28 protein-coding genes are annotated in these 20,029 nt (G+C 38.0%); 15 read left to right on the forward strand and 13 right to left on the reverse strand.

Going from position 1 to position 20,029, the window contains the following annotated elements; genetic code table 11:
- The first annotated feature begins 54 nt into the window (after positions 1-54).
- The 3 genes from BMW38_RS11265 (at position 55) to BMW38_RS11280 (ending at position 2,722) form a co-directional block, all read left to right on the forward strand.
- The gene (locus BMW38_RS11265; protein ID WP_092707991.1) at positions 55-996 is read left to right on the forward strand and encodes a metal-dependent hydrolase; all 942 of its coding nucleotides are present in this window, start codon (positions 55-57) and stop codon (positions 994-996) included.
- 1 nt (position 997) lies between these two features.
- Positions 998-1,894, forward strand: coding sequence for an alpha/beta fold hydrolase (locus BMW38_RS11270; RefSeq protein WP_092707994.1), 897 nt, complete (start codon positions 998-1,000; stop codon positions 1,892-1,894).
- 348 nt (positions 1,895-2,242) lie between these two features.
- Positions 2,243-2,722, forward strand: coding sequence for a DUF6632 domain-containing protein (locus BMW38_RS11280; RefSeq protein ID WP_092707997.1), 480 nt, complete (start codon positions 2,243-2,245; stop codon positions 2,720-2,722).
- 51 nt (positions 2,723-2,773) lie between these two features.
- Here BMW38_RS11280 and BMW38_RS11285 read toward each other — a convergent pair whose 3' ends face one another.
- Entirely contained in the window at positions 2,774-3,178 is a 405-nt protein-coding gene (locus tag BMW38_RS11285; RefSeq protein ID WP_092708000.1) for a hypothetical protein, read from the reverse strand.
- Between the two features lie 242 nt (positions 3,179-3,420).
- Between BMW38_RS11285 and BMW38_RS11290 the strand changes: the two genes are divergently transcribed.
- Entirely contained in the window at positions 3,421-4,185 is a 765-nt protein-coding gene (locus BMW38_RS11290) for a COG4705 family protein (RefSeq protein ID WP_092708167.1), read from the forward strand.
- A 76-nt stretch (positions 4,186-4,261) separates the two neighbouring features.
- Here the strand turns inward: BMW38_RS11290 and BMW38_RS11295 are convergent, their stop codons facing one another.
- Entirely contained in the window at positions 4,262-5,479 is a 1,218-nt protein-coding gene (locus BMW38_RS11295; protein ID WP_092708003.1) for an MFS transporter, read from the reverse strand.
- 111 nt (positions 5,480-5,590) lie between these two features.
- Here BMW38_RS11295 and BMW38_RS11300 point away from each other — a divergent pair, with 111 nt between their 5' ends.
- The 6 genes from BMW38_RS11300 to BMW38_RS11330 all read left to right on the forward strand — a co-directional run bounded on the left by BMW38_RS11300 (position 5,591) and on the right by BMW38_RS11330 (position 9,215).
- On the forward strand, positions 5,591-6,037 hold the full coding sequence (locus BMW38_RS11300) for a winged helix-turn-helix transcriptional regulator (RefSeq protein ID WP_092708006.1): 447 nt from the start codon (positions 5,591-5,593) through the stop codon (positions 6,035-6,037).
- An 85-nt stretch (positions 6,038-6,122) separates the two neighbouring features.
- Entirely contained in the window at positions 6,123-6,452 is a 330-nt protein-coding gene (locus BMW38_RS11305) for a hypothetical protein (RefSeq protein ID WP_170834063.1), read from the forward strand.
- A 249-nt stretch (positions 6,453-6,701) separates the two neighbouring features.
- Positions 6,702-7,331, forward strand: a complete 630-nt coding sequence (locus tag BMW38_RS11310) for a hypothetical protein (protein ID WP_092708009.1) — start codon at positions 6,702-6,704, stop codon at positions 7,329-7,331.
- Between the two features lie 305 nt (positions 7,332-7,636).
- The gene (locus BMW38_RS11320; protein ID WP_092708012.1) at positions 7,637-7,990 is read left to right on the forward strand and encodes a lysozyme inhibitor LprI family protein; all 354 of its coding nucleotides are present in this window, start codon (positions 7,637-7,639) and stop codon (positions 7,988-7,990) included.
- A 27-nt stretch (positions 7,991-8,017) separates the two neighbouring features.
- Positions 8,018-8,404, forward strand: coding sequence for a hypothetical protein (locus BMW38_RS11325; RefSeq protein ID WP_092708015.1), 387 nt, complete (start codon positions 8,018-8,020; stop codon positions 8,402-8,404).
- Between the two features lie 499 nt (positions 8,405-8,903).
- Positions 8,904-9,215 (forward strand): hypothetical protein, encoded by a 312-nt coding sequence (locus BMW38_RS11330; RefSeq protein ID WP_092708018.1) that lies wholly within the window; start codon positions 8,904-8,906, stop codon positions 9,213-9,215.
- Between the two features lie 23 nt (positions 9,216-9,238).
- Here the strand turns inward: BMW38_RS11330 and BMW38_RS11335 are convergent, their stop codons facing one another.
- From BMW38_RS11335 to BMW38_RS11385, 11 genes are all read right to left on the reverse strand, one after another.
- Complete coding sequence (locus BMW38_RS11335) at positions 9,239-9,535, reverse strand: hypothetical protein (protein WP_092708021.1); 297 nt, start codon at positions 9,533-9,535, stop codon at positions 9,239-9,241.
- Between the two features lie 103 nt (positions 9,536-9,638).
- Positions 9,639-9,842 (reverse strand): hypothetical protein, encoded by a 204-nt coding sequence (locus BMW38_RS11340; RefSeq protein WP_092708024.1) that lies wholly within the window; start codon positions 9,840-9,842, stop codon positions 9,639-9,641.
- Entirely contained in the window at positions 9,839-10,177 is a 339-nt protein-coding gene (locus tag BMW38_RS11345; RefSeq protein ID WP_092708027.1) for a hypothetical protein, read from the reverse strand. Before BMW38_RS11345 ends, BMW38_RS11340 begins: the two co-directional genes overlap by 4 nt.
- Positions 10,174-10,527, reverse strand: a complete 354-nt coding sequence (locus BMW38_RS11350; RefSeq protein WP_092708030.1) for a hypothetical protein — start codon at positions 10,525-10,527, stop codon at positions 10,174-10,176. Before BMW38_RS11350 ends, BMW38_RS11345 begins: the two co-directional genes overlap by 4 nt.
- On the reverse strand, positions 10,524-12,005 hold the full coding sequence (locus BMW38_RS11355; RefSeq protein ID WP_092708033.1) for a UvrD-helicase domain-containing protein: 1,482 nt from the start codon (positions 12,003-12,005) through the stop codon (positions 10,524-10,526). The genes BMW38_RS11350 and BMW38_RS11355 overlap by 4 nt, the downstream gene beginning before the upstream one ends.
- A gap of 71 nt (positions 12,006-12,076) precedes the next feature.
- Positions 12,077-13,009 carry a transcriptional regulator gene (locus BMW38_RS11360; protein ID WP_092708036.1) on the reverse strand — a complete coding sequence of 311 codons (933 nt, stop codon included), beginning with the start codon at positions 13,007-13,009 and terminating at the stop codon, positions 12,077-12,079.
- A gap of 11 nt (positions 13,010-13,020) precedes the next feature.
- Positions 13,021-14,001, reverse strand: coding sequence for a YqaJ viral recombinase family nuclease (locus BMW38_RS11365; RefSeq protein WP_092708040.1), 981 nt, complete (start codon positions 13,999-14,001; stop codon positions 13,021-13,023).
- Between the two features lies 1 nt (position 14,002).
- On the reverse strand, positions 14,003-14,590 hold the full coding sequence (locus BMW38_RS11370) for a hypothetical protein (protein WP_244524345.1): 588 nt from the start codon (positions 14,588-14,590) through the stop codon (positions 14,003-14,005).
- Positions 14,591-14,703: 113 nt separating this feature from the next.
- Positions 14,704-15,582 carry a DUF2303 family protein gene (locus BMW38_RS11375; RefSeq protein ID WP_092708043.1) on the reverse strand — a complete coding sequence of 293 codons (879 nt, stop codon included), beginning with the start codon at positions 15,580-15,582 and terminating at the stop codon, positions 14,704-14,706.
- 67 nt (positions 15,583-15,649) lie between these two features.
- A complete protein-coding gene (locus BMW38_RS11380) occupies positions 15,650-16,024 on the reverse strand; it encodes a hypothetical protein (RefSeq protein ID WP_092708046.1) in 375 nt (124 codons plus the stop codon).
- 162 nt (positions 16,025-16,186) lie between these two features.
- On the reverse strand, positions 16,187-16,909 hold the full coding sequence (locus BMW38_RS11385) for a LexA family transcriptional regulator (protein ID WP_092708049.1): 723 nt from the start codon (positions 16,907-16,909) through the stop codon (positions 16,187-16,189).
- A 121-nt stretch (positions 16,910-17,030) separates the two neighbouring features.
- On the opposite strand from BMW38_RS11385, the gene BMW38_RS11390 reads away from it, so the two are divergent.
- From BMW38_RS11390 to BMW38_RS11410, 5 genes are read left to right on the forward strand one after another with little or no spacing between them, the layout of a single operon-like run.
- Positions 17,031-17,234, forward strand: a complete 204-nt coding sequence (locus BMW38_RS11390; protein ID WP_000432867.1) for a helix-turn-helix domain-containing protein — start codon at positions 17,031-17,033, stop codon at positions 17,232-17,234.
- Positions 17,231-17,587 (forward strand): transcriptional regulator, encoded by a 357-nt coding sequence (locus tag BMW38_RS11395; protein WP_092708051.1) that lies wholly within the window; start codon positions 17,231-17,233, stop codon positions 17,585-17,587. Before BMW38_RS11390 ends, BMW38_RS11395 begins: the two co-directional genes overlap by 4 nt.
- A gap of 57 nt (positions 17,588-17,644) precedes the next feature.
- Positions 17,645-17,866 (forward strand): hypothetical protein, encoded by a 222-nt coding sequence (locus BMW38_RS11400; protein ID WP_092708054.1) that lies wholly within the window; start codon positions 17,645-17,647, stop codon positions 17,864-17,866.
- Positions 17,863-18,408, forward strand: coding sequence for a hypothetical protein (locus tag BMW38_RS11405; RefSeq protein ID WP_092708057.1), 546 nt, complete (start codon positions 17,863-17,865; stop codon positions 18,406-18,408). The genes BMW38_RS11400 and BMW38_RS11405 overlap by 4 nt, the downstream gene beginning before the upstream one ends.
- Positions 18,405-19,982 (forward strand): DNA cytosine methyltransferase, encoded by a 1,578-nt coding sequence (locus tag BMW38_RS11410; protein ID WP_092708060.1) that lies wholly within the window; start codon positions 18,405-18,407, stop codon positions 19,980-19,982. The genes BMW38_RS11405 and BMW38_RS11410 overlap by 4 nt, the downstream gene beginning before the upstream one ends.
- Positions 19,983-20,029 lie beyond the last annotated feature (47 nt).

Genomic DNA, 20,029 nt, shown 5'->3' on the forward strand with positions numbered 1-20,029 from the left:
CAAGTTCCTTTTTGGAACTTAATGTGTGGTTATCTTGAGGAAGAGAAAAAGAACATGTACCCAAACGCATTCAAAGATATGGCTTCTAAAACTTTATGGCCTTTATTTCCACGTCGCGTCGCTTTTGATTGGAATGAGTCACCACTACATTGGATGCCACAATCTCCAATAGGAAGTCATGCTATAAACCATTTCAGTTTTACACTTGTGCGAGGAGAGTACTTTTTCTGCCGCATTTTTAATAAGGCACTACCATTCATAACCGATGAAAAATTAAAGAAAGATGTAGAAACTTTTATTCGCCAAGAGGCAATTCATGCGCAAGCGCACAAAGAATCTATCGAAAAATATATACAGCGTTATGGGATTGATATTGAAAAACAGTACGAACGTGTAATGGAATTATTTGATTATATGCTTGCAGATAAGCCGTTTGGCAAAGCTCTACCAAAGCGTATGCAAAAGTCTTGGTTATTGTTCCGTGTTGGTATTGTCGCTGCTGCTGAACATTACACTTGCGCATTAGGCCAATATACTTTGACGAAAGCTCACTGGGAGGAAAAAGGTTGTGACCCAGCAGTAAGTGATCTATTTACTTGGCACTGTGCAGAAGAAGTTGAACATCGAACGGTTGCTTTCGATTTATTTGAGCACTTAGGCGGAAACTATGCATTACGTGCTGCGATCATGAGTTTAACTGCACCAATTTTTACTTATTTAATGATTAAAGGCACACAAGAGCTGGCAGCGGTAGATCGTAGTTTACCTAAATCTCAACAAAGCTTAGCTCGTCTAGGTTTTTGGCAAGAATGGTTTAAAGCAAGCTCTCAAGAGTTAGTACCAAGTCCTGTGTGGTTTATCACGATTGCTAAAAACTTCTTTAAACCTGCGTATCATCCTTACTATGAAGGTTCAACCGAGCTTGCATTGGATTATATAAATCGATCACCAGCGGTCAAACTTTATGAAGAAATACAAAAAGGATTGGTGAGTTAATATGAATACAAATATTGAAAAACAACAAAGGTATATTCAGTCTGCTGATGTCACTTTATCAATATATGAATGGGGGACAGCGGCGGATCATAATGAAACACTGGTGTTTATTCATGGCTATCCTGACGAAGCACAGATTTGGGATGAGCTGGCTTCATTGCTTAAATCAGATTTCCATATTGTGACTTACGATGTACGAGGTACGGGTTTATCTGGGGCTCCGTTATCTGAAGCGGGATATCAGATGGACTATCTCATTTCTGATTTAAAAGCTGTTATTGAACAAACAAGCCCCGATCGTCCTGTACACCTAGTTGGCCATGATTTAGGGGCATTACAAGGGTGGGAAGCTATTTTAGATGACAAGTTAAAACCTTATATCAAAAGTTATACAGCTTTAGCGCCTAGTATTGACCATGTGGGCATATGGTTTAAAGAAAATCTAAACAGTAAAGATCCGATGAAAATGTTCGCTGCTGTCAAACAAATGATTTCCTCGAGTTACATGCTGTTTTTTAATGTTCCCCTTATCCCTGAATTAAGTTGGTATTTGGGTTTGGCAAAAGTTTGGCCCCAAGTCGTTTCACAACTCGAAGGTAAGAAAGTTACAGCTCATTCCAACCAACTGAAAAATGGAATACATGGCTTGGGCTTTTATCGCCTAAATTTATTCAAGCCATTATTGAATGCACAGAAACGTTATACATCGGTGCCGATACATGTTGTATCAATGACTAAAGATCGTTTTGTGCCTCAGCATATTGTAGACAAACAAGATCGATGGGTGAATTCATCTTTTACACGTACAGATATTCCATTGGGCCACTGGGGAATTGCAAGCCATCCTGATTTAATCGCAATGCCTATTCGTAACTATATTCAAAAGCTTACTGCTTAAAAAGAATAAAGCTGGAGGTCTAAAATGGAAACCGAATTAAAACTGGCATCACCATTTGTTTTAAAAGGTGGTTTTACACTCTTATTAAATCGGCTTTAAGTGAAGGGCTGGCACATACAGATGGGCGACCAAATAAAGAGCTGATTCAGCTATATCGAACTTGGTCGCAATCTGGTGTCGGAGTTCTGATTATGGGTAACGTGATGATTGATTCTAGAGTAATCGGTGAACCGAGCAATGTCATTATTGAAAACGAAAAAGATAAAGGATTGGGGATTTTCAAAACTCGTCGATTACGTGCGTCTTAAAATTATAAATTAACGTTTTATATCAATGAGGTTATAAGTTATGTCGACCGCTTATCAGATAAAAATATCGAGATTTAGTCTAGTCGCAAAATTGATGGGAATTAGCTTTCTTCTATTTTTTGCAGGTGCAGTGCTTTTTATCCTTTTAAATATTCCTGCAATTTTACTTCAGTTCGAATGGGGTAAATTTCTTGTTCGATTAATTCGCTGGGGAGAGTTGCATGGTGGAGGTGAGCATTACGAGTTGATGATCTCAGCCATCTATATTGTATGGGGCTGGTTTCTATTAAAAGCCGCCAATGAGCCTCTAAAAAACTATATGTTTTTTGAATTTACCATGATTGCAAATATTGCTCATTTCGGTGCAATGTTTGTTATGGGATTGGTGATGGCACATGAGTCTCCACATTTAATTGGAGACGTATTGTTGGGTTGGATTATGCTATTCATTTATATTTATTTCTGGTTGCCTGTCAGGAAAATATATAAATCTGATCATCAGTTGACTCATCCAGTTTAAGACTTAGCGGTTGAGGAGGGCGAAAATTGAACTCGAACCCTTCGCTGTAGATTATCCAGCAAACCAAATATTCTGATGATCACACATTGGGCTTAAATGTTTAATGCGTAAATTGTCTTGCTCAAAATCACCGCCCCCTCCAACAATATCTAATTCATTGCCTAGGGCGATATTCTGACCTTTATAACTCAAAGTTTCTTTTTCAGAATCCCACTGAGCGGTGTGTTCCGGAAAAATAATAAGTATATCGTTCACATAAAGACACTCTTGTTTTAGCTGCAATATTCCTTTTAAGCGTGCTGAAGCTGAAACACCATTAAACTGATAAACAGGGAGTTTTACAGCACTTGTATTTTCGTTCGCTTCTTGTCGCTGACATCCCGTAAAGAGTACCAACACAACTGTGCAAATCAATTTATTATTAATACCCAATTTTGTTCCTTTAGGGACTTCCATGTATTTTTGATAGTAATGGACTAACGTTGCATATCAACATTTAGATTGTTAGAGAAGATTTCATCTTATTATATTTTACTCATTCATATATTGTTATATTTTTCGTCTGTGTTTGGGGGCAAGATGCGTCGTGTAAACCTCTTTGAAAAAAGTATTTGTAATTTCTTTTTAACCTTAATTTAATCTTAAGGCATAGACCTTTAGATAGGTGCTAATGAATGTGTATGTTGGGAGAACATACAATGATTAGTCATGAGAATTTATCTAAAGCCTTGAGTAAAGTTCCAGAAGTCACCTTATTATTCTGGATAATTAAAATTGCAGCCACAACGCTAGGCGAAACTGCTGGAGATGCTTTATCCATGTCCCTAAATTTGGGATATGTAATCAGTACTGCAATTTTTGCAGTGATATTTGCAGTTTTTGTAGGATTGCAAATTAAAGCTAAAAAATATAATTCATTTTTCTACTGGGCAACGATCATTGCCACTACGACGCTAGGAACGACGATTGCTGATTTTGTTGACCGAACTTTAGGAGTGGGCTATGCGGGAGGCAGTTTAATATTACTTATTTTATTAGGCCTATCTCTGTTTGTTTGGTATTTAAGCTGCGGCACAATTTCGGTAAAAAGTATCCAATCTGCAAAAAGTGAAGCCTTCTATTGGTTAACAATCATGTTTTCTCAAACATTAGGGACAGCTTTAGGAGATTGGACAGCAGATACTCAAGGGTTAGGGTATACGAGCGCTGCTTTAATTTTTGGCACTTTATTATTGGTATTGGCAATCTGCTATTTCTATACCAAAATTTCAAGAACCTTATTATTTTGGTTGGCCTTTGTTCTTACCAGACCTCTAGGTGCAGTATTAGGAGATTTTCTTGATAAACCTATCGCGCATGGCGGATTAGATTTAAGCAGATTTAGTGCATCTTTTGTTTTATTAGCTTTTATCGTTGTCTTTTTAATGGTCTTTAAACCTAAAGCAGCACAGACGTCTCATTAAATTAACTGCTCATTAAAGACTACATGATTCTTTTGGATGATGTGGTTTTTAATTTGAGAGTAGATGTTATTACTATTTAAGAGACTTTATGTGTCATCCACCAAAATAATAGCGCCAACAGACTCACACCTGCACCTAGAGCACACACGCCAAGCCATCCAGCATAGGCGTAAGTAGCGGTTGTACTGATACCACCCAGTCCACTACCAATTGCATAAAATAGCATGTATAGGCCAACAAGCCGGCTATGCGCTTCTGGACGAGTACGAAAAATCATACTCTGATTGGTTACATGTAAAGCTTGTCCACCCAAGTCTAGCAATACTATGCCAATCAGCAGTGCCCAAAGTGAGTACGCCATAAGTGAAAGTGGGACCCATGCGATTAATAATATTAACAGTGCTGCCAAGCTTGTGCGCTGAGCATATCCGCGGTCAGTCCAGTGTCCAGCACGTGCAGCGGCTAGAGCACCAACGACTCCAACAAGACCAAAAGATCCAATAATCGTATGTGAAAAACTATAAGGTGGTTTACTCAAGGGTAATACCAGTGCGCTCCAAAAAATATTGAATGCCGCGAACATGAGTAAAGCTAAGACACCGCGCACTTGTAATACTTTTTCTTGGCGAAGCAGTTTTACCATAGAGGCTAGAAGCTGAGGGTAGCGCATTGTATTGGGCTGAACTTTTAAATGAGGAAGTCTTCTCCAGAGTGGTAAAGCAATCATGAGCATGATGATGGCTGCACAAAAATACACGCCACGCCAACCCGCTACATCACTGATTCCCCCTGAAAATACTCGGGCAAGCAGTAAGCCAATGAACACACCACTTTGGGCAGTGCCAACTACATGTCCTTGCTCATGTGGAGCCGCAGCACTCGCTGCATAAGCAATAAGCCCTTGGGTCATGGCTGTCCCGAGTAAACCGACCGCAAGCATTCCTACCAAAAGAACAACAACAGAATGAGCAAATGCAATAATTAGCAATGCAGATACTAAAGCCAGTAACTGTATAGTCATTAATCGACGCCGATTTACAAGATCGCCCAACGGCACCAGAAACACGAGGGCCAGTGCACAACCAATTTGCGTGGCTGTCACTACACCACCGATGGCGGCATGACTAATGCTAAAGTCTCTAGCCAATATGTCGAGCAAAGGCTGTGCATAATAGACATTTGCTACGCTTGCACCACTTGCAATAGCAAACAGCAATATGACGCCACGAGGCATGCTCGAAAGCGGTCTATTGTCTGCTGTAGGTGAAGTCGAAGATGCAAGAGAAGCTTTCATAACCCTAAATCCATTTAATCTAGTTTTAAAATGAAACTAGTTGAATGTTAGATTGACTAGTTTTAAAATGCAACTAGATATTTTATTCCTGATTATTTTTAAGGAAACCTGATGGCGAATGCTACATCTTTAAAAGACGAACCTTGTCCCGTTACGCGCTGCGTTAATCTGATTGGAGACCGTTGGTCACTTCTTATTGTGCGTGATGCTTTTGATGGAATGCGCCGTTTTGGAGATTTCCAGCGGAGTCTGGGAGTTGCGCGAAATATACTTTCTGATCGACTGAAAAAGTTAGTTGATGCAGGCGTTCTTGAAATGCAAGATGCTTCGGATGGTACGGCTTATCAAGAATATGTGTTGACCGCTAAAGGGGAGAGTTTGTTTCCAGTAGTTGTAGCTCTACGACAATGGGGCGAGCATAACTTATTTGAAAGTGGTGAGCACCATTCTCTGTTAATTGATAAAAACACAGGTCAGCAAATTCCATTTATGGCGCCTGTCGCAGCAGATGGAGAAGTGCTTAAAGCTTCTGACACTCAAGTGCAAAAGGTCAAATAAAATAAGAGAAAACAAAAATAACCTTTTTTAACTTAAATTTGGGCAGATTAGTTGATAACCTTGCGCGTCAAATTAAGGTGAGATTATGAGATTTATATTCCTCTTTATCAGCGCAATTTCTATTCCATGTTATGCCGCGTCAGAAGCAATGCAGCTTCATTACTGTGAAACTGTTAAAAAAGCAGCAAGTGGTGTGATGGATGCTAGACAACATGAGGTGCCAGCTAAAGAGCTACATGACATAGCGAATCATCTTGAAGAGGAACAAGCCAAACAAATTTATCAAGAGCTTATTAAATCTGCATATTCTTCAAAATTATTTGAAGACCCTCTCATCAAGTCAAAAGCTGTCGAAAATTTCCAAACGGCTTGGCATGAACAATGTTTAGCAAAAGATTTAGCTAAGAATATATGAGGGTGTTAGCGATAAATAGCTAACTAGCAGATAAGAAAACCATCTAATTTTTTAAGCTAGGTGGTTTTTTAATTTTAGAGAGGGGAAGTGAGATTTGAGCCCGTCATTCTAATTTTGTGGAGGTTATAATAAATATTAAATAACGATAGCTTAGATTTTAATGGTGCAGAAGTGTTGTCGAATACTTTTTTACAATTTTTTATATCTTTGCGATACTATTTTATCAAAAATTACTCAGCAATTTAATATATGAAAAACTTTTTGATTTATTCGTACTTGTTGGTTGTAATTTTTTCATTATGTTTATTCCTATCATTATTTTTTAAAAAAACTCTTGGCTTAGAGGGTGATTATCTATCTGCCTTTGCAACTTTAGTTGCTGCTCTAGTTGCTTTCTTACTATTCAATGATTGGCGTGAACAGCACCGACTTCACAATTTAGAATCATTAAAGCTATCTTTGCATCATTGTTTTACTGAAATGGATATTGCCTACAATGAGTTACGAACTTACTTATGTGATCCCACTACCCAAAAAGATATTATATTGAGCCAATATTCCTTAATTAGTAATAAGTTAAACCTTGCGATTGAATCTTTTTGTTTGGATCTTAATCACTATGAACGGATCATTGAAGAATTAAGGTTAAATAAAGGAAATTTAAGTGCTTTACCTAATGAAGTACAGGAAAAAGCTTTATTTCTATATGAAATTTTAAACCCTGAGTTTCTGATAATTGATTTTCATAAAATGGTTGCGAAATTACAGCCAATTTTAATATCTAAAAATGGCTATACAGAATTCAAATTATTAAAAATTAAAGTTACTACTGATATTCAAAAAATCATTCTAAATTATTTGAAAAATAAAGGCGCATAAAGCGCCTTTTTAATTCTTCCGTCTCGACTGCCGTAGCTGCCTTTGAATATTTAAATTCTCAAGTATAGGCATGACTTCATTCGGATTGTAAAGATGTTTACCATTCGGACCATTTGTTAAATGGAGGAAGCTCATCAATAATCGATTTGCGAGACAAGTTATAGCGATCCATTAACCATACTGCAGTAATTGAAATGGCTAATTTAACTAAATAATTAAAACCTCTGGTAAGAATAAAAGTTGTTTCATGCCATAATTAAAATCTAATGATTCAAATAGTTAAAAATGTGAAAGGTATTATATAAATGAAGAAATTAATGTTTGCTTTGTTAGTGCTATTTTGTGGGGTTGCTCATGCGGAATGTAAGACTGGTAATGTTTATTCTGATATCGAATGCTTTGAAAAACAGTTAAAAACTGATAAAGCTAAAATGAATAAAATTTACAATAAATTAGCTTCAAACTTGGAGGGTGAAGGGAAAGCTAGTTTGGAAAATTCCCAAAAGGCTTGGCTTGATTATCGTACAAAGCAATGTTCTGGTTTGATGGGATATTATGGTGCTCAGTCTATGGGGGCAGGCTCACATTTAATTATTTTAAGTTGTGAAGCTGATAAAACTAGAGAAAGATTAAACGAACTTAAAAGTTTAGATATTTAAGGTAATTTAAAAATAGGGATTAATTTAGTGAATAAAATTTTAATGATCTTAACTGCGTTTATCTCGGTTCAAACTTTTGCTCATGAAAACCCAGATAGAAAAGGTCAATGCTTTGTCGTAGACGGGAAGAACATTACTAAACCTTGTGTTGTTTCTTCTGGTGGTGGTACTGGAGGATTGTATACAGCTTTAAAAATTGGCAAGCAAAAATTTTTAATTGAAGAATCTACTATGGATCCAGATAGTGATGAACGTCCAATATTCATGGGTAAAGATGGTGATCATGTGATGGATGCAGTTTATTATTATCGGGATGGTAAAACACAAAAAGTGATTAAAAATTATAAAGATGATTCATGGTCATGTTATAGCCAAATTAAAGGCAAGTTAGATGTTTGTTACAGAATTCGTTAATTTTTTCTGACTTTAAAACTACTGATTGGTATTTCTTAAAAAACTTGAGTAATAGGGCTTACGAATAAAGTTTTGTAGGTTTTTTCTATTGTTACCATTAGTTGGATGGCCTGCAGTATGTGAAATACCTAAAAATAAGATAGTGCTCGGAGAGTTGCTGATCACTATGACCAAGTATCATCTGAAGTCATAAGGAAAATATGATGGTTGGACAGAGTCGCTAATTTGAATAACCAAAGCTAACCTGTAGCCAATAAAAAACCACCTAATTCTTTCGAATTAAGTGGTTTTTAAATTTTGGAGCGGGAAACGAGACTCGAACTCGCGACCCCAACCTTGGCAAGGTTATAATAATTTAATTAAATCAATTGTTTAAAAATGAGTGGTGGCGCAGTGGGGGCAGTGCGGTTTTATTGTAATAAAATATTTATTTTATATCACTTTTTGAATAAAACATTTAATTGTAATGCTAGATAATTTTATCAGAAGAGGCAACTTTATGAAAAATGGTTTTAAAAGTTTGGAAAAATTAGCAGATAACTTAAAAAATTTAGATGGTCAACAAACTGTGTCTTTAGAAGTTCTTTTTAATGAGGGGTTCATTCAATCTAATACTGAATTTCAAAGTATAGGTGAGCTTTTTGAAAAAGCGGGGTTTAAAATAGAATCGCAAGAAGATTTTGCAGCAATGCCAGACGAAGAAATTGACACTTTCGTAAAAGAGAACACTAAGTTTGAAAGTTTTTCAGATTTAAAGAAAAAAGCAGCTGAGGAACATGTAAGAAAACAAATTTTTAAGGGAATAAAATAAATAAAGGGGCTTTATGCCCCTTTTTAATTTTTACGTCTAGCTTGCCGTTGTGCTTTGGCCTTACTAAGATTATCCAAAATTGGCATGACAGTAGCAGGACTATAAAGGTGCTTCCCATCACTGCCAAGATTAAACGCTCTTAATTCATCAATAATAGTTTTTCTTGATAAATTATACCGCTCCATCAACCAAGCAGCCGGTACACGGTTCGGTATTTCTTCCGCTTTGATCTCCAATACTTTACCAACATTAGGCACATCATCATGTACATAAATTTGTGGCGGCTTATCGGATTCTACTACAACAATATATTTTCCCATTTTATGTTCCTTGTATTTGGCGCAATGTTCTCAGGAGTAATCACAGAGGGTCAGCAATGCGATTACACCTGTAGAACATTGCTAAGAATGTTCTTTAGAGCGTTTAGAAAGGCATATCTTCCAAATGCTCGGTTTTAATTACTGGGTCAGGGACTTGAAGAGTGCAGCTTGATACCAAAACGTGAAATTCTTCACCAGGATTAAGTTTTGCCAATCGGTGCGCTTCACGTTCCGCACCTGCATAACTTTCATGCTTATAAGTTGGATTGCCGCGGCCCTCACTCCAAACTAAATAAAATGGTTTCATGGCTGTTCAGCTCCTATTTCACCGAAAATTTCTGGAACGTTTTCAACTTTCCCAAGCTGTATTGAATAACTAAGATATTTATTCAATTTCTCAATCTTATTGATTCTTGCGGAATGGTTAGGCTTAAATCCAAATTGACACCAAGTATTCAATTCATCGACAACAGCATGGAGGTCATTCAGTTCTAAATGGATTCTTTCTAAATTATTTAGCGGCAAATCTGGATGTTTTTCTGTCATCCCGAATTGAGCAGTCTTTAACGCAATTTGAGCAATTTCGGTTGCTTCTTCTGCAAGTTTCATCAACAAAAATTGCTCATGTGTCATTTTGTTCATGGTTGTTCACCCAATTCACCTTTAACTAATTGGTCGATAAACTCAGCCAATTCATTTGCGCCCACTACAAACTCTTCACCGTTTAATTCCATTGCCTGTGTTGAATGGACCGCTACCCAACCTTGAATTTCATTGATGATTTCATTTGGTACTGTTTGTGATTTGGCTTTTTCCCATAACTCCCATTTCTCTTGCATGTAACTATCAACATATTTCCCAACATAGTGTTGTTCCGACTCGCCAAGCCCATTTGAGTTGAATCTTTCAAATATGCTTTCGCGTTTAGCGCAAGGTCTTTTGCTTAGTTCATAAATTTCAAAATTACTTCTTTCAATATCTGAGTCTGTCATGCTGCTACTCCTGATTTAATATTTTTGAAGAGAGGGTTTAGGGCGGTAATGTCCAGTTGTTTTTTTGCACGGGTTGCTGCTACGTACAGCAAACGTGCTTCATCTGGAGTTAATGGCTTTTCACCATCGGAAACGGCTTCTTTATAAAAGAAGTCACCACCTAATTTGACCTTGTTAAATTCAAGACCCTTTGATTTATGAGCGGTAGTAACAACACAGTCGTAGTCGTTAGAACTGCTTTTTAATAAAGCTTCAATAAGTGCGTTTTCGCCTACTTTCTCAATTAGGCTCACCAATGGTTTAATATCACTGTTTGAAACTTCATGACTGTATTCAAGTACTTCTTCCCAAGTGCTAAAACCTTCAAAAGCACTTCCATCATTTACGCGAACACCTGCTTTCACTTTTTTTGCATCTTCAATATTTTTAATTAAAGAGCCTGTATCAACTTCAAGACGTGGTTCGCGGCCTAATTGGATAAGCTCAACCATGTGAGATAGGGCAGCGGCATTAGTACGGAAAATAATTGCATCGGCTATGCTGTCATGAACTTCGCAAACCTGTGATTCAATTTGCTCAAAGCCTTTTAATGGCACATCTTCATCAAGGACATTGAATAAAATTGTGTTTGCTAAATCTGCAATATCTTTACCGAAACGGAATGATTGGCTTAGGCGTGTTTCAGGAATTTCTAATGACTGCATTGCATTTACAGCACCACGAAATGCATAAATCTGTTGGTGTCTATCACCGACATAAATGACCTGAGCAGATTGATTATTTAGAACGTTCAGCATGATAGGGTCAGCATCTTGTGCTTCATCAAACAAAATAAAATCTGTGTTGATGACTGGCTTGCTGAGTGCCCAATATTTTAAATAGTGGTCATGCTCTAAACGGTTTACACCGAATGGGTCAAGAATGTCTTGCCAATAATCATTTGCCTTAGGTAAAAGAATTTTGGCAAGTTCCGCTCGATATGCTTCTTCCATCCAATCTGGTAGCGCAGCATAGACTTGTGCCAACTGGATTTCTGAATAATTTGATCGACAAAAATAACCAATGGCATTAATTAAAGAAGTTGCCATGCGCTTATTATTGAATAAACGTTTTTGGTCATCTTCACCGCGTTGTTTGGTTAAAGATACAGGTACTTGATACGACTCAAGGTCATGGCGTGATGCAATTTGATTCGACATCAAACGACGGTTTTTAAGTTTGTTGGTAAACCAACGTGGTACCGAATTGAATGCAAGACTATGGAAAGTTTTACAACGTACGTTCCGGTTAAACTTGCTTTGTGCTTCTGTAGCAATTGCCTTGTTGAATGCCAAGTACATACCAGATTGATAGCTCTTAGCATTACCAATTAATTTAAGTGTTGATGTTTTCCCTGCACCTGCATAAGCAGTTACCTTGCAAGAATCACCATTAATTGCCATATCAATGGCTTGTTTTTGTTCAAAAGTCGGGTTCATGGGTGAATTTCCCTAAGCACCCTTAAAAATAAGGGCGCTCGTATAAAAATTATTTAAAAAGTGGTAGTGGCTTACGCTGTTAATTCAGCCGTTTTGCGTTCGAATAAGCTGCTGACAGAATCAATCTGTGCATCTGTTAAGAATGATGTGTTTGGTTCAAATTGCTTTTCCATAATTGAGTTGATTGCTTCAATTGAGTTTGCAATTTCCAAATCATCTACAAGCTGAAGATAGAATTTCTGATTTGCGTACGCGTTTTTAATATCAGTCTGTGCCGGTTCGCCAAGATCAGAAGGAATGGTTGAGCCAAGTGTTTTTAAATCAGTTAGGTTTTCAACCTTTCCAATATCTTCAATGCATTTTTCAACATCGAATGAAACAGCTAAATCAATCACCTTAGCTTGCTTTTCTTCACGTTCCGCTAACTGAGCTTTTAAGCCTGTGGTACCTTGATGCTTTGGAAGATTTGATGGTTCAGGTGTTACATCAATTTCCTTATCGCGTTCTTCTTCTGCAACGCCAAAGCCTTTTAGAATATCTGTGAACTCATCACGTAATGCCCATCCACGTGCACGCATTTGCATCATACGTTTAGGGTATTGCGACCAAGGGCCTTGTTTACTTAATAGTCCTGCACGCTTAGCATCTTCTTTACTAAACGTTTTGGTTACAGCCTTTTGGCCTTTACGTTTAACGGTACAAGTTGCCATATCTTCTGTTTGAGTTTCTTCAAACTGCTCGAGCAAACCTGAACTACGCACAAGAGCAAGCACAGCATCACCCCAAAGAGAAGGGCGACCATTAATCACCGCAATGTTTTGCATTGCTTGGAGTGGCTGCAAACCAATTTCAGCGCCCCATTGCATTGCAACTAAAATGTTGCCTGGTTTTTTCTGGTAGTCCTTCGGCACAATTTCAGAGCTTGCCAATATATCCGCAACCTGCATTGCTTCAGCTAAAGTTGTCGGAGTTAAAAAGCCAGTGTTTTGAACTAATGCATTCATGATAAATTTCCTTAAATTAGAGATTCTTTAAACTTGTTTGAAATACGAAATACACGGGTACTACTTGTATTGCTGTATTTCTCGAATAATTCAGGTTCTTTTTCCTTCAACACTTTGGTATCAATACGTGTTGAAGATTGTGCTTTGTAGGTACAAATGGTTGAGCCACGGCTAATCATCATTTCCGCATCTTGCATAGCTGTGGCAATTTCTAGCTTGATTGCTTCTTCACGTGCTTCAGCATCTTTTTTAGTCTGCTGAACTGTAATGAGTTCTTCCGCAAGCTTGATTTGATTTAAATTAGCTTCAACCTGTTTGCCCACCACATGTTTAGACCAACGATGCAATACATCATCAAAGCAAGTCGGGTCGGGTGGTACATCTGCAAGCACGTGGTTAAACCAGAATGCTTTTACTTGGTTGAAGATAGATTTGATAAGGTCTTCGTCTCGCTCAATGCGATACATACGGAACTTATTGCCGCCAATCAATACAGCTAAGTGGATGGTTTGACAGCCTGTAATCAAGAGGTACCAAAGACATTGTGTTAAGTAATAGTCTGGTATTTGGTCAGTGTCTTGTTCACCGAACAATTTGCTCATGTATTCACTGGCAGTTTTACATTCAAGTAACTGGTCAGTAGTTAAAGCACCATCTTTAAAGCGTACATTTCCCGATATTTCTGGATTGATAACAGCACGGTCAATGTTGCCAATTGCCCAAGGGTGTGCTTCAAGAAATAATTGCTGTTTTACGCGCTGTACCTTCATACCTGATCGATGTGAAAACTCTTTAGCAACTACATCTTCAAGCAAATTACCAAAGTGAGCAGATTCATTTTGCTCTGACTTCTCACTACGACCAGTTTTATCAAGCCATAATTGGTATGGTGACTTGTAAGGGCTAAAGCCTAGAATGGCTGCAACATCTGAACCGCCAATACCTTTCTTACGGTTTGCTAGGAATTTTTCACGATCAACATGTGTATTCATATCAGCCACCTAACTTTGCTAATTTAGTTTCAATTGATTCTTCAAGTGCTTCATTGATCTTTACGATCTCAAAGCGGTCGATATAGGCATTTACAACACCTTCTTCATCAACAACATTGATTGGCTCTAAGCGTTCAATTTGAATGCCTGTAGCACGGTTAAAACCATTGCTGTTGTCGTAGCCTGAGAAATCAAAATTAACTTCAATGCGAAAACGTACATCACTGGTTAAGATTGATGCGTGACAATCAACATGACAGTCGTTGTAAGGACCTAAATCCAAATCATCAACGGTATAAATTGGTGAAAATATATTTATCTGCTGAGGCTCCAAATTCATGTAAGCAACCCGTGCAGATGCAAGTGCAAAACTCATCGTTACGACTAAAACAACAATCCCGCCAATAAAGTAAGTTCCAAAACCTAAAGCAGGGCTGTTTTTATATGCATCTTTTAATGCAGCAATTAATTGGTCGCGTTTCATACGCAAAACATTCTTAATGCGCTTAACTTTTTGTTTTCGCACTAATCCTTTAATCAGATTACGATGATTATTAGAAATTTGACTAACCATAATGTTTTGTTCCATAATGACCCCGTTAGCTTTAGCTGTTGAACAACAGTGAAAAGTAATGCTTGTTTAGATAGCCCCGTCCTTCTCCAAAATTTCGGGGCTTTCTTATGTCTAAAAGTTTGAAAAAATTAAACTGAACCTTCCAAAATCTGCACATAAGAAGGAATGCCGCTTAATTGGCCTTGTTCTTCTTTGCTCTCAACAGTTTTACCGTGACGAACATATTCAACGGTGTCTTCCATTGATTTCTCGATTGCTTTTTCAAGTTGGTCTAAGTCGTACCAGAACGTAATCACGCCTTCTTTAATGCGATAGCGGAAACGTGCAGGAAGGGCATAGTGATTGCCACCACGATGTACTTGGATGCCGAAAACGATTTGTTCAGGGATTGTTAAATTACCCGCAGTGCCGGCACGTGCTTCAATTGTTTCGTTATAAGTCAATTGAACTTGACCGTTATCGGTGCGAATACCAGATTTAAAATCAACGTTAGTTTTTGCATTGAGTGTTTGTACGATTTCATACAAAACTGCTGCATCTGGTTGATTGATGTAAGGCATTACATCTTCAAGGAACAAAGCAAAGTTCGTTTGAGTGAATTTTTCACCAGAATTTTTTTCAATTTTCTGGAATTCAGGTGTTTTTTCAGCTACAAAATGTGCTGCATGTTTGCCGTGACGTGGTGCAAGTACTGCGCCTGTATTAGTTTCTTTTTCGACTTCGTGATAATCGAGTACAGCTTTAAATTTGCCTTTGAGAATATCAACGAAAACTAAAGAGTTTTTATCTGCATAGCGTGAAACATATGCAATAAAGTCTTTAGCAGTATTCAAAGAAACGCTTTGCTCTAAATTAATAGGACGAGCCAATAACTCTTTAAATGGGTGTACTTCACTACCGTGTGGCACTACAACAAAAGGCAAAACATCTGTTGATTTAGTAGCTGTTTTCAAGCTTTCTTGACCAAGCTTGTAGTTAGTTTCAGCAATATTATTAAGTTCGCTCATTGGTATTTACCTGTGATGGCTTGTTTAGAAAAAGTTATTAAAAACAGTTATTAAGTAAGCTAATTAATTAACTTAAAGACTTAATTGTTGGTTTGTTATCAGTAGGAAGTTGTTTGAGCTCGGCAGGTGTACCCGCATCAATGTGCTCAAGATTTAATTTCTGTTGGCGTGGATCTTCACGCACAAGCTGTTGATCACCATCTGTAAATAGGACAGTTGGTTCTTTGTCGAATTTAGGAAGAGTTGACTTAATATCATCCTGAATTTTGTAGGTACCACGACCATTAGGCTTAATTGTCAAAGTCACAGTAACTTTTGAAACTTTGCCTGTGTCGTTCGATGCTTGGAGCGCTTCAGTCAAAAGCGAATCGAGTTGTTCAATCGTGTCGCCACGTTGAAGATTTGCTAGGGTTTGACTGAATGAAGTGTTTTTAGCGGGCATAACATTCACCTAACTTTTTGGTTTAGTAGTTGGTGAGATAAATATCGCAATTAAGATATTAATTGTCAATAGCAATCGAGATAAATATTGCAATTAAGATATTCTGTATTTCTTTAAAACGATAAAAAGCCCGCATAAAGCGGGCTATTGAGATATTAAAATTTATCTTCTAATTCTTTTGAGTTGTGATTTCCACCAGTACTGACCAATTACATATATCCCTTCTGATTCAATACGGGCAGGGGAATAAAACTCATCTGGAAAACGAACTTTATCTTCATTTCGTGACACAGCTTTAAAACCGCCTTCGCCTTGTTCATTCCAATTAAAGAGAAATTTTACTTTAGTATCTTCTCCAACTTGAAAGGCATATATTTCACCGTCAAATATCTTTGTTGCAGACCTATCGACTGCAATAACTTGACCATCTGAAAATTCGGGGTACATGCTTTCGCCTTGTACAACAACTGCTTCTGAGTCCTTGATACTTACGTTGTAAGCGTCTAGTGAATCACGACGAAACCAAAGTTGTTTTGGTGCTTGTGGGGTTTCATTCATATATCCATATCCCGCACTAACATGAACATCATCGTAGTACTTGATTGCCACCATATTAGCAGGGATTTCGTCACCGTCTTCCCATACGGCTAACTGCTTATCTTCTACTAATTTGGCATTCGAACCGCCAAATATTATGTACTCAGACGTACTGTTTAATGCTTTAGCAATGATGGCAAGTTTATCTGCTGCCATAATTTTCACATTATTCTCAAAGTCAGAAATAGATGATTGGCCTACGCCTGTCTTTTTAGAAAGTTCTTTTTGATTAAGACCGGCTTGAGTTCTTAAAAAGCGTAAACGATCACCTGGTGTTAATTCTGCCATTTTAAAAATCCTACCTTCTCCATATCGCAATTGTGATACAAAACCTTATCGATATGGAGATTGCATTAATATCGCAATTAAGATAAATTACTTCTAAAGCGATATAGTTATTGGAGTACCTATGGAAAATTGGCAAGAAATAATCGCTGATATTAAACAAAGCGGTATGACTCAACCACAAATAGCTGCTGAAGTTCCTTGCTCTCAAAGTTATGTAAGTGACTTAGAGAATGGCAAAAGAGGACAACGCATTTCCCACAAGATTGCTTCTGGTCTCTTGGCTCTTCATAAGAAAGTTACTCAGAAAGCGGAAGAAACCACATGAACAAATTATTAGTCGATCTATCTGCAAGCGCCAGAAATGGCGTCTCCCGAATATTGCAGGCACTTGCATCAAATAAAAATGTAGAAATTGCGGAACATCTAAATGTCGATGCGAGCACTTTGTCAAGAATGAAAAATGACAAGAAAAGCAATGGCTTAACAGAAATTGAAAACTTTTGCGAGCTATTGAGTTGCTTAGGTTTGAAGGTGGTACCAAAGGATTATCAAAGTATTGATAAAGAGCGGGTAGCAGCACTTTTAGTTATGTCTAAAAGCTGGATGAACCGAATTGAAACCGTTGATGACCTGTTTCATGACGAGATCAGCGGAAAAAAGGAAAAACTTGGGTATTAAAAAAGCCTGATTTCGTGGATCAGGCTTAGTTGTTCATTAATCAAGGGATTAAATCACATGACTAATTTAACAGAACATAAGTGCAAAAACAAATGTCCTGAGTTTAAAGGAGAGCAGTGTAATCACTGTTTAGTTCAACCTGTGGAACAGCGGAAAATTGAAGACATGGGCGATGACCGTCGCATTGAAAATCATATTTCTAAAAACTGTCGCGTATTTTCTTGCGATGAATCAGTGCATCTCAGTCGTGCGTTTAAAGCTACGGGAGAGGTGTCATGAGCAATCTTACATATGCAAATTGGCAAGAGTTTGTTGCCGAGCTAATCGAAAGCCATGAAAAACACTATTGTTCTACCAGAGACCCTATCTGGATGGTTCAAGAGAAAAAGATTATTCATGGTATGGATTCAGATTATGCCAATGAGAGTAATTGGACTTTCGACGGCTCAATGTATGACACAGTAGTTGACCTCTTTGATTCACTAGATGCGGCAGAAAGACACAAAATTAATGAATTTTGCCTTAGTGAATATGATGAACTTTTTCCTGAGCTTGATGAATCCAATCAGTGCGAAATCATGGAAGAAATGGCAACTGAACTCAAGCGTGATTGGTATGAAGTTCACCATGTCCAAGAGTGGGTAAATATTCAGGCATTTTTAACCCGTCACGATGCTGATCGTTACATTAAACGCCAAAGTCATAATCATGGTGAATTGCGTGTTTATGTTGAGTCAACTTGGCGTTCACCACAGTTAAGAGACGTTATCCAAGCAATTTTAGATGGCGAATTAAAACTGGTGAAAGGTGGTGCAGTATGAATTTAGCACTTTTCCCAAATGAATTGATCATTGATAACTTTGCAGGCGGTGGCGGTACCAGTACTGGTTTAGAAGCTGCATTTGGTCGTGCTGTAGATATTGCAATTAACCATGACCCGAAAGCCTTAGCAATGCATCGTGCTAACCATCCAGATACTAAGCATTATTGTGAGTCTGTTTGGGATGTTGACCCAATTGAAGCTACAAATAATCAACCTGTCGGTCTAGTTTGGCTTTCACCAGACTGTAAGCACTTTTCTAAAGCAAAAGGCGGCAAACCTGTAGAAAAGAAAATTCGTGGTTTGGCTTGGATTGCTTTGCGTTGGGCGCATTTAACACGCCCGCGTGTAATTATGCTTGAGAATGTTGAAGAGTTTAAAACTTGGGGCCGTGTTGGTGAAGATGGCAAGCCTTGCCCTAAACATAAAGGTGAAACATTCCGTAGTTTTGTTAAGGCGCTACGTTATCAGGGATACGATGTTGAGTGGCGTGAACTTAAAGCATGTGATTATGGATCTCCAACAACTAGAAAGCGTTTCTTTTTAATTGCTCGTCGTGATGGCTTACCTATTCTTTGGCCTAAACAAACACATGGCGACCCTGAATCTAAAGCTGTATTAATTGGAAAGTTAAAACCTTGGCGCACCGCAGCGGAATGTATTGATTGGTCTTTGCCTTGCCCAAGTATTTTTACAAGACAAAAATCACTTGCTGAAGCAACATTGCGCAGAATTGCCACGGGCACTATGCGTTATGTCATAAATAACAAAAAGCCGTTCATTGTTCCAATGAGCGCTACAAATTCAAGTCCTTTTATTTCCACCTATTACGGTGAAAAGAAAAAAGGTGAAGTTCGTGGCGTTGAATTAAATGCACCACTTAGAACTTTGACAACTGAAAATAGATTTTCTTTAGTTGCCCCAGTTCTTACAGAGTGTGCGAATGCTTCAACTCCTAGATGTATGCCTGCAAATGAACCATTAAGAACAATTTGTGCCGGTGTGAAAGGCGGGCATCATGCGCTTGTTTCTGCATTTCTTGCGAAAAATTACACAGGGGTAATTGGTAGTGATGCTGATAAACCTATTCACACTATTACATCTAAAGATCATCACAGCATTGTAGCTAGTCACCTAGTCAAGCTACGCAAGAATAATATCGGTCATCGAGTTGATGAGCCTATTCATACCATTACTTCAAGCGGTGCGCACTTTGCAGAAGTTCGTGCATTCCTTACTGCATTCTATGGGAATGAACGAGACGGAAATAGCATTGATAATCCGCTGCGCACCATTCCAACAAGAGACAGATTCGGTCTAGTTACTGTTGAAGGTCAGACATATGAAATTGCTGATATTGGCTTTCGTATGCTTCAACCACACGAATTGTTTAAGGCTCAAGGTTTTCCAGATGATTATATTTTTAGCTATGGAATTGATGAGCACGGTAACACCGTAAAACTGACTAAAACAGAACAAACCCGCATGGTAGGTAACTCTGTTTGCCCTCAACTTTCTGAAGCACTTGTGAGAGCTAATTTCTCTCATGAAAAGAAATATCAGGGGGCAGCATGACAACAATGATTGATCTTACGCCTAGCCGCTACATGAAGCGCAAAGGC

It is taken from the genome of Acinetobacter sp. yr461, from assembly GCF_900110445.1.
Taxonomy (GTDB): domain Bacteria; phylum Pseudomonadota; class Gammaproteobacteria; order Pseudomonadales; family Moraxellaceae; genus Acinetobacter; species Acinetobacter calcoaceticus.

What these genes read in the sequence shown, in the direction of transcription:
- BMW38_RS11280 (WP_092707997.1), top strand. Translation starts at nt 2,243, where the DNA reads ATGTCGACCGCTTATCAGATAAAAATATCGAGATTTAGTCTAGTCGCA.
- BMW38_RS11330 (WP_092708018.1), top strand. Translation starts at nt 8,904, where the DNA reads ATGAAAAATGGTTTTAAAAGTTTGGAAAAATTAGCAGATAACTTAAAA.
- BMW38_RS11380 (WP_092708046.1), bottom strand. Translation starts at nt 16,024, where the DNA reads ATGCCCGCTAAAAACACTTCATTCAGTCAAACCCTAGCAAATCTTCAA.
- BMW38_RS11335 (WP_092708021.1), bottom strand. Translation starts at nt 9,535, where the DNA reads ATGGGAAAATATATTGTTGTAGTAGAATCCGATAAGCCGCCACAAATT.
- BMW38_RS11270 (WP_092707994.1), top strand. Translation starts at nt 998, where the DNA reads ATGAATACAAATATTGAAAAACAACAAAGGTATATTCAGTCTGCTGAT.
- BMW38_RS11305 (WP_170834063.1), top strand. Translation starts at nt 6,123, where the DNA reads ATGAGATTTATATTCCTCTTTATCAGCGCAATTTCTATTCCATGTTAT.
- BMW38_RS11310 (WP_092708009.1), top strand. Translation starts at nt 6,702, where the DNA reads ATGAAAAACTTTTTGATTTATTCGTACTTGTTGGTTGTAATTTTTTCA.
- BMW38_RS11295 (WP_092708003.1), bottom strand. Translation starts at nt 5,479, where the DNA reads ATGAAAGCTTCTCTTGCATCTTCGACTTCACCTACAGCAGACAATAGA.
- BMW38_RS11345 (WP_092708027.1), bottom strand. Translation starts at nt 10,177, where the DNA reads ATGAACAAAATGACACATGAGCAATTTTTGTTGATGAAACTTGCAGAA.
- BMW38_RS11405 (WP_092708057.1), top strand. Translation starts at nt 17,863, where the DNA reads ATGAGCAATCTTACATATGCAAATTGGCAAGAGTTTGTTGCCGAGCTA.
- BMW38_RS11395 (WP_092708051.1), top strand. Translation starts at nt 17,231, where the DNA reads ATGAACAAATTATTAGTCGATCTATCTGCAAGCGCCAGAAATGGCGTC.
- BMW38_RS11355 (WP_092708033.1), bottom strand. Translation starts at nt 12,005, where the DNA reads ATGAACCCGACTTTTGAACAAAAACAAGCCATTGATATGGCAATTAAT.
- BMW38_RS11360 (WP_092708036.1), bottom strand. Translation starts at nt 13,009, where the DNA reads ATGAATGCATTAGTTCAAAACACTGGCTTTTTAACTCCGACAACTTTA.
- BMW38_RS11340 (WP_092708024.1), bottom strand. Translation starts at nt 9,842, where the DNA reads ATGAAACCATTTTATTTAGTTTGGAGTGAGGGCCGCGGCAATCCAACT.
- BMW38_RS11285 (WP_092708000.1), bottom strand. Translation starts at nt 3,178, where the DNA reads ATGGAAGTCCCTAAAGGAACAAAATTGGGTATTAATAATAAATTGATT.
- BMW38_RS11265 (WP_092707991.1), top strand. Translation starts at nt 55, where the DNA reads ATGTACCCAAACGCATTCAAAGATATGGCTTCTAAAACTTTATGGCCT.
- BMW38_RS11320 (WP_092708012.1), top strand. Translation starts at nt 7,637, where the DNA reads ATGAAGAAATTAATGTTTGCTTTGTTAGTGCTATTTTGTGGGGTTGCT.
- BMW38_RS11410 (WP_092708060.1), top strand. Translation starts at nt 18,405, where the DNA reads ATGAATTTAGCACTTTTCCCAAATGAATTGATCATTGATAACTTTGCA.
- BMW38_RS11385 (WP_092708049.1), bottom strand. Translation starts at nt 16,909, where the DNA reads ATGGCAGAATTAACACCAGGTGATCGTTTACGCTTTTTAAGAACTCAA.
- BMW38_RS11370 (WP_244524345.1), bottom strand. Translation starts at nt 14,590, where the DNA reads ATGGAACAAAACATTATGGTTAGTCAAATTTCTAATAATCATCGTAAT.
- BMW38_RS11290 (WP_092708167.1), top strand. Translation starts at nt 3,421, where the DNA reads ATGATTAGTCATGAGAATTTATCTAAAGCCTTGAGTAAAGTTCCAGAA.
- BMW38_RS11375 (WP_092708043.1), bottom strand. Translation starts at nt 15,582, where the DNA reads ATGAGCGAACTTAATAATATTGCTGAAACTAACTACAAGCTTGGTCAA.
- BMW38_RS11350 (WP_092708030.1), bottom strand. Translation starts at nt 10,527, where the DNA reads ATGACAGACTCAGATATTGAAAGAAGTAATTTTGAAATTTATGAACTA.
- BMW38_RS11300 (WP_092708006.1), top strand. Translation starts at nt 5,591, where the DNA reads ATGGCGAATGCTACATCTTTAAAAGACGAACCTTGTCCCGTTACGCGC.
- BMW38_RS11390 (WP_000432867.1), top strand. Translation starts at nt 17,031, where the DNA reads ATGGAAAATTGGCAAGAAATAATCGCTGATATTAAACAAAGCGGTATG.
- BMW38_RS11365 (WP_092708040.1), bottom strand. Translation starts at nt 14,001, where the DNA reads ATGAATACACATGTTGATCGTGAAAAATTCCTAGCAAACCGTAAGAAA.
- BMW38_RS11400 (WP_092708054.1), top strand. Translation starts at nt 17,645, where the DNA reads ATGACTAATTTAACAGAACATAAGTGCAAAAACAAATGTCCTGAGTTT.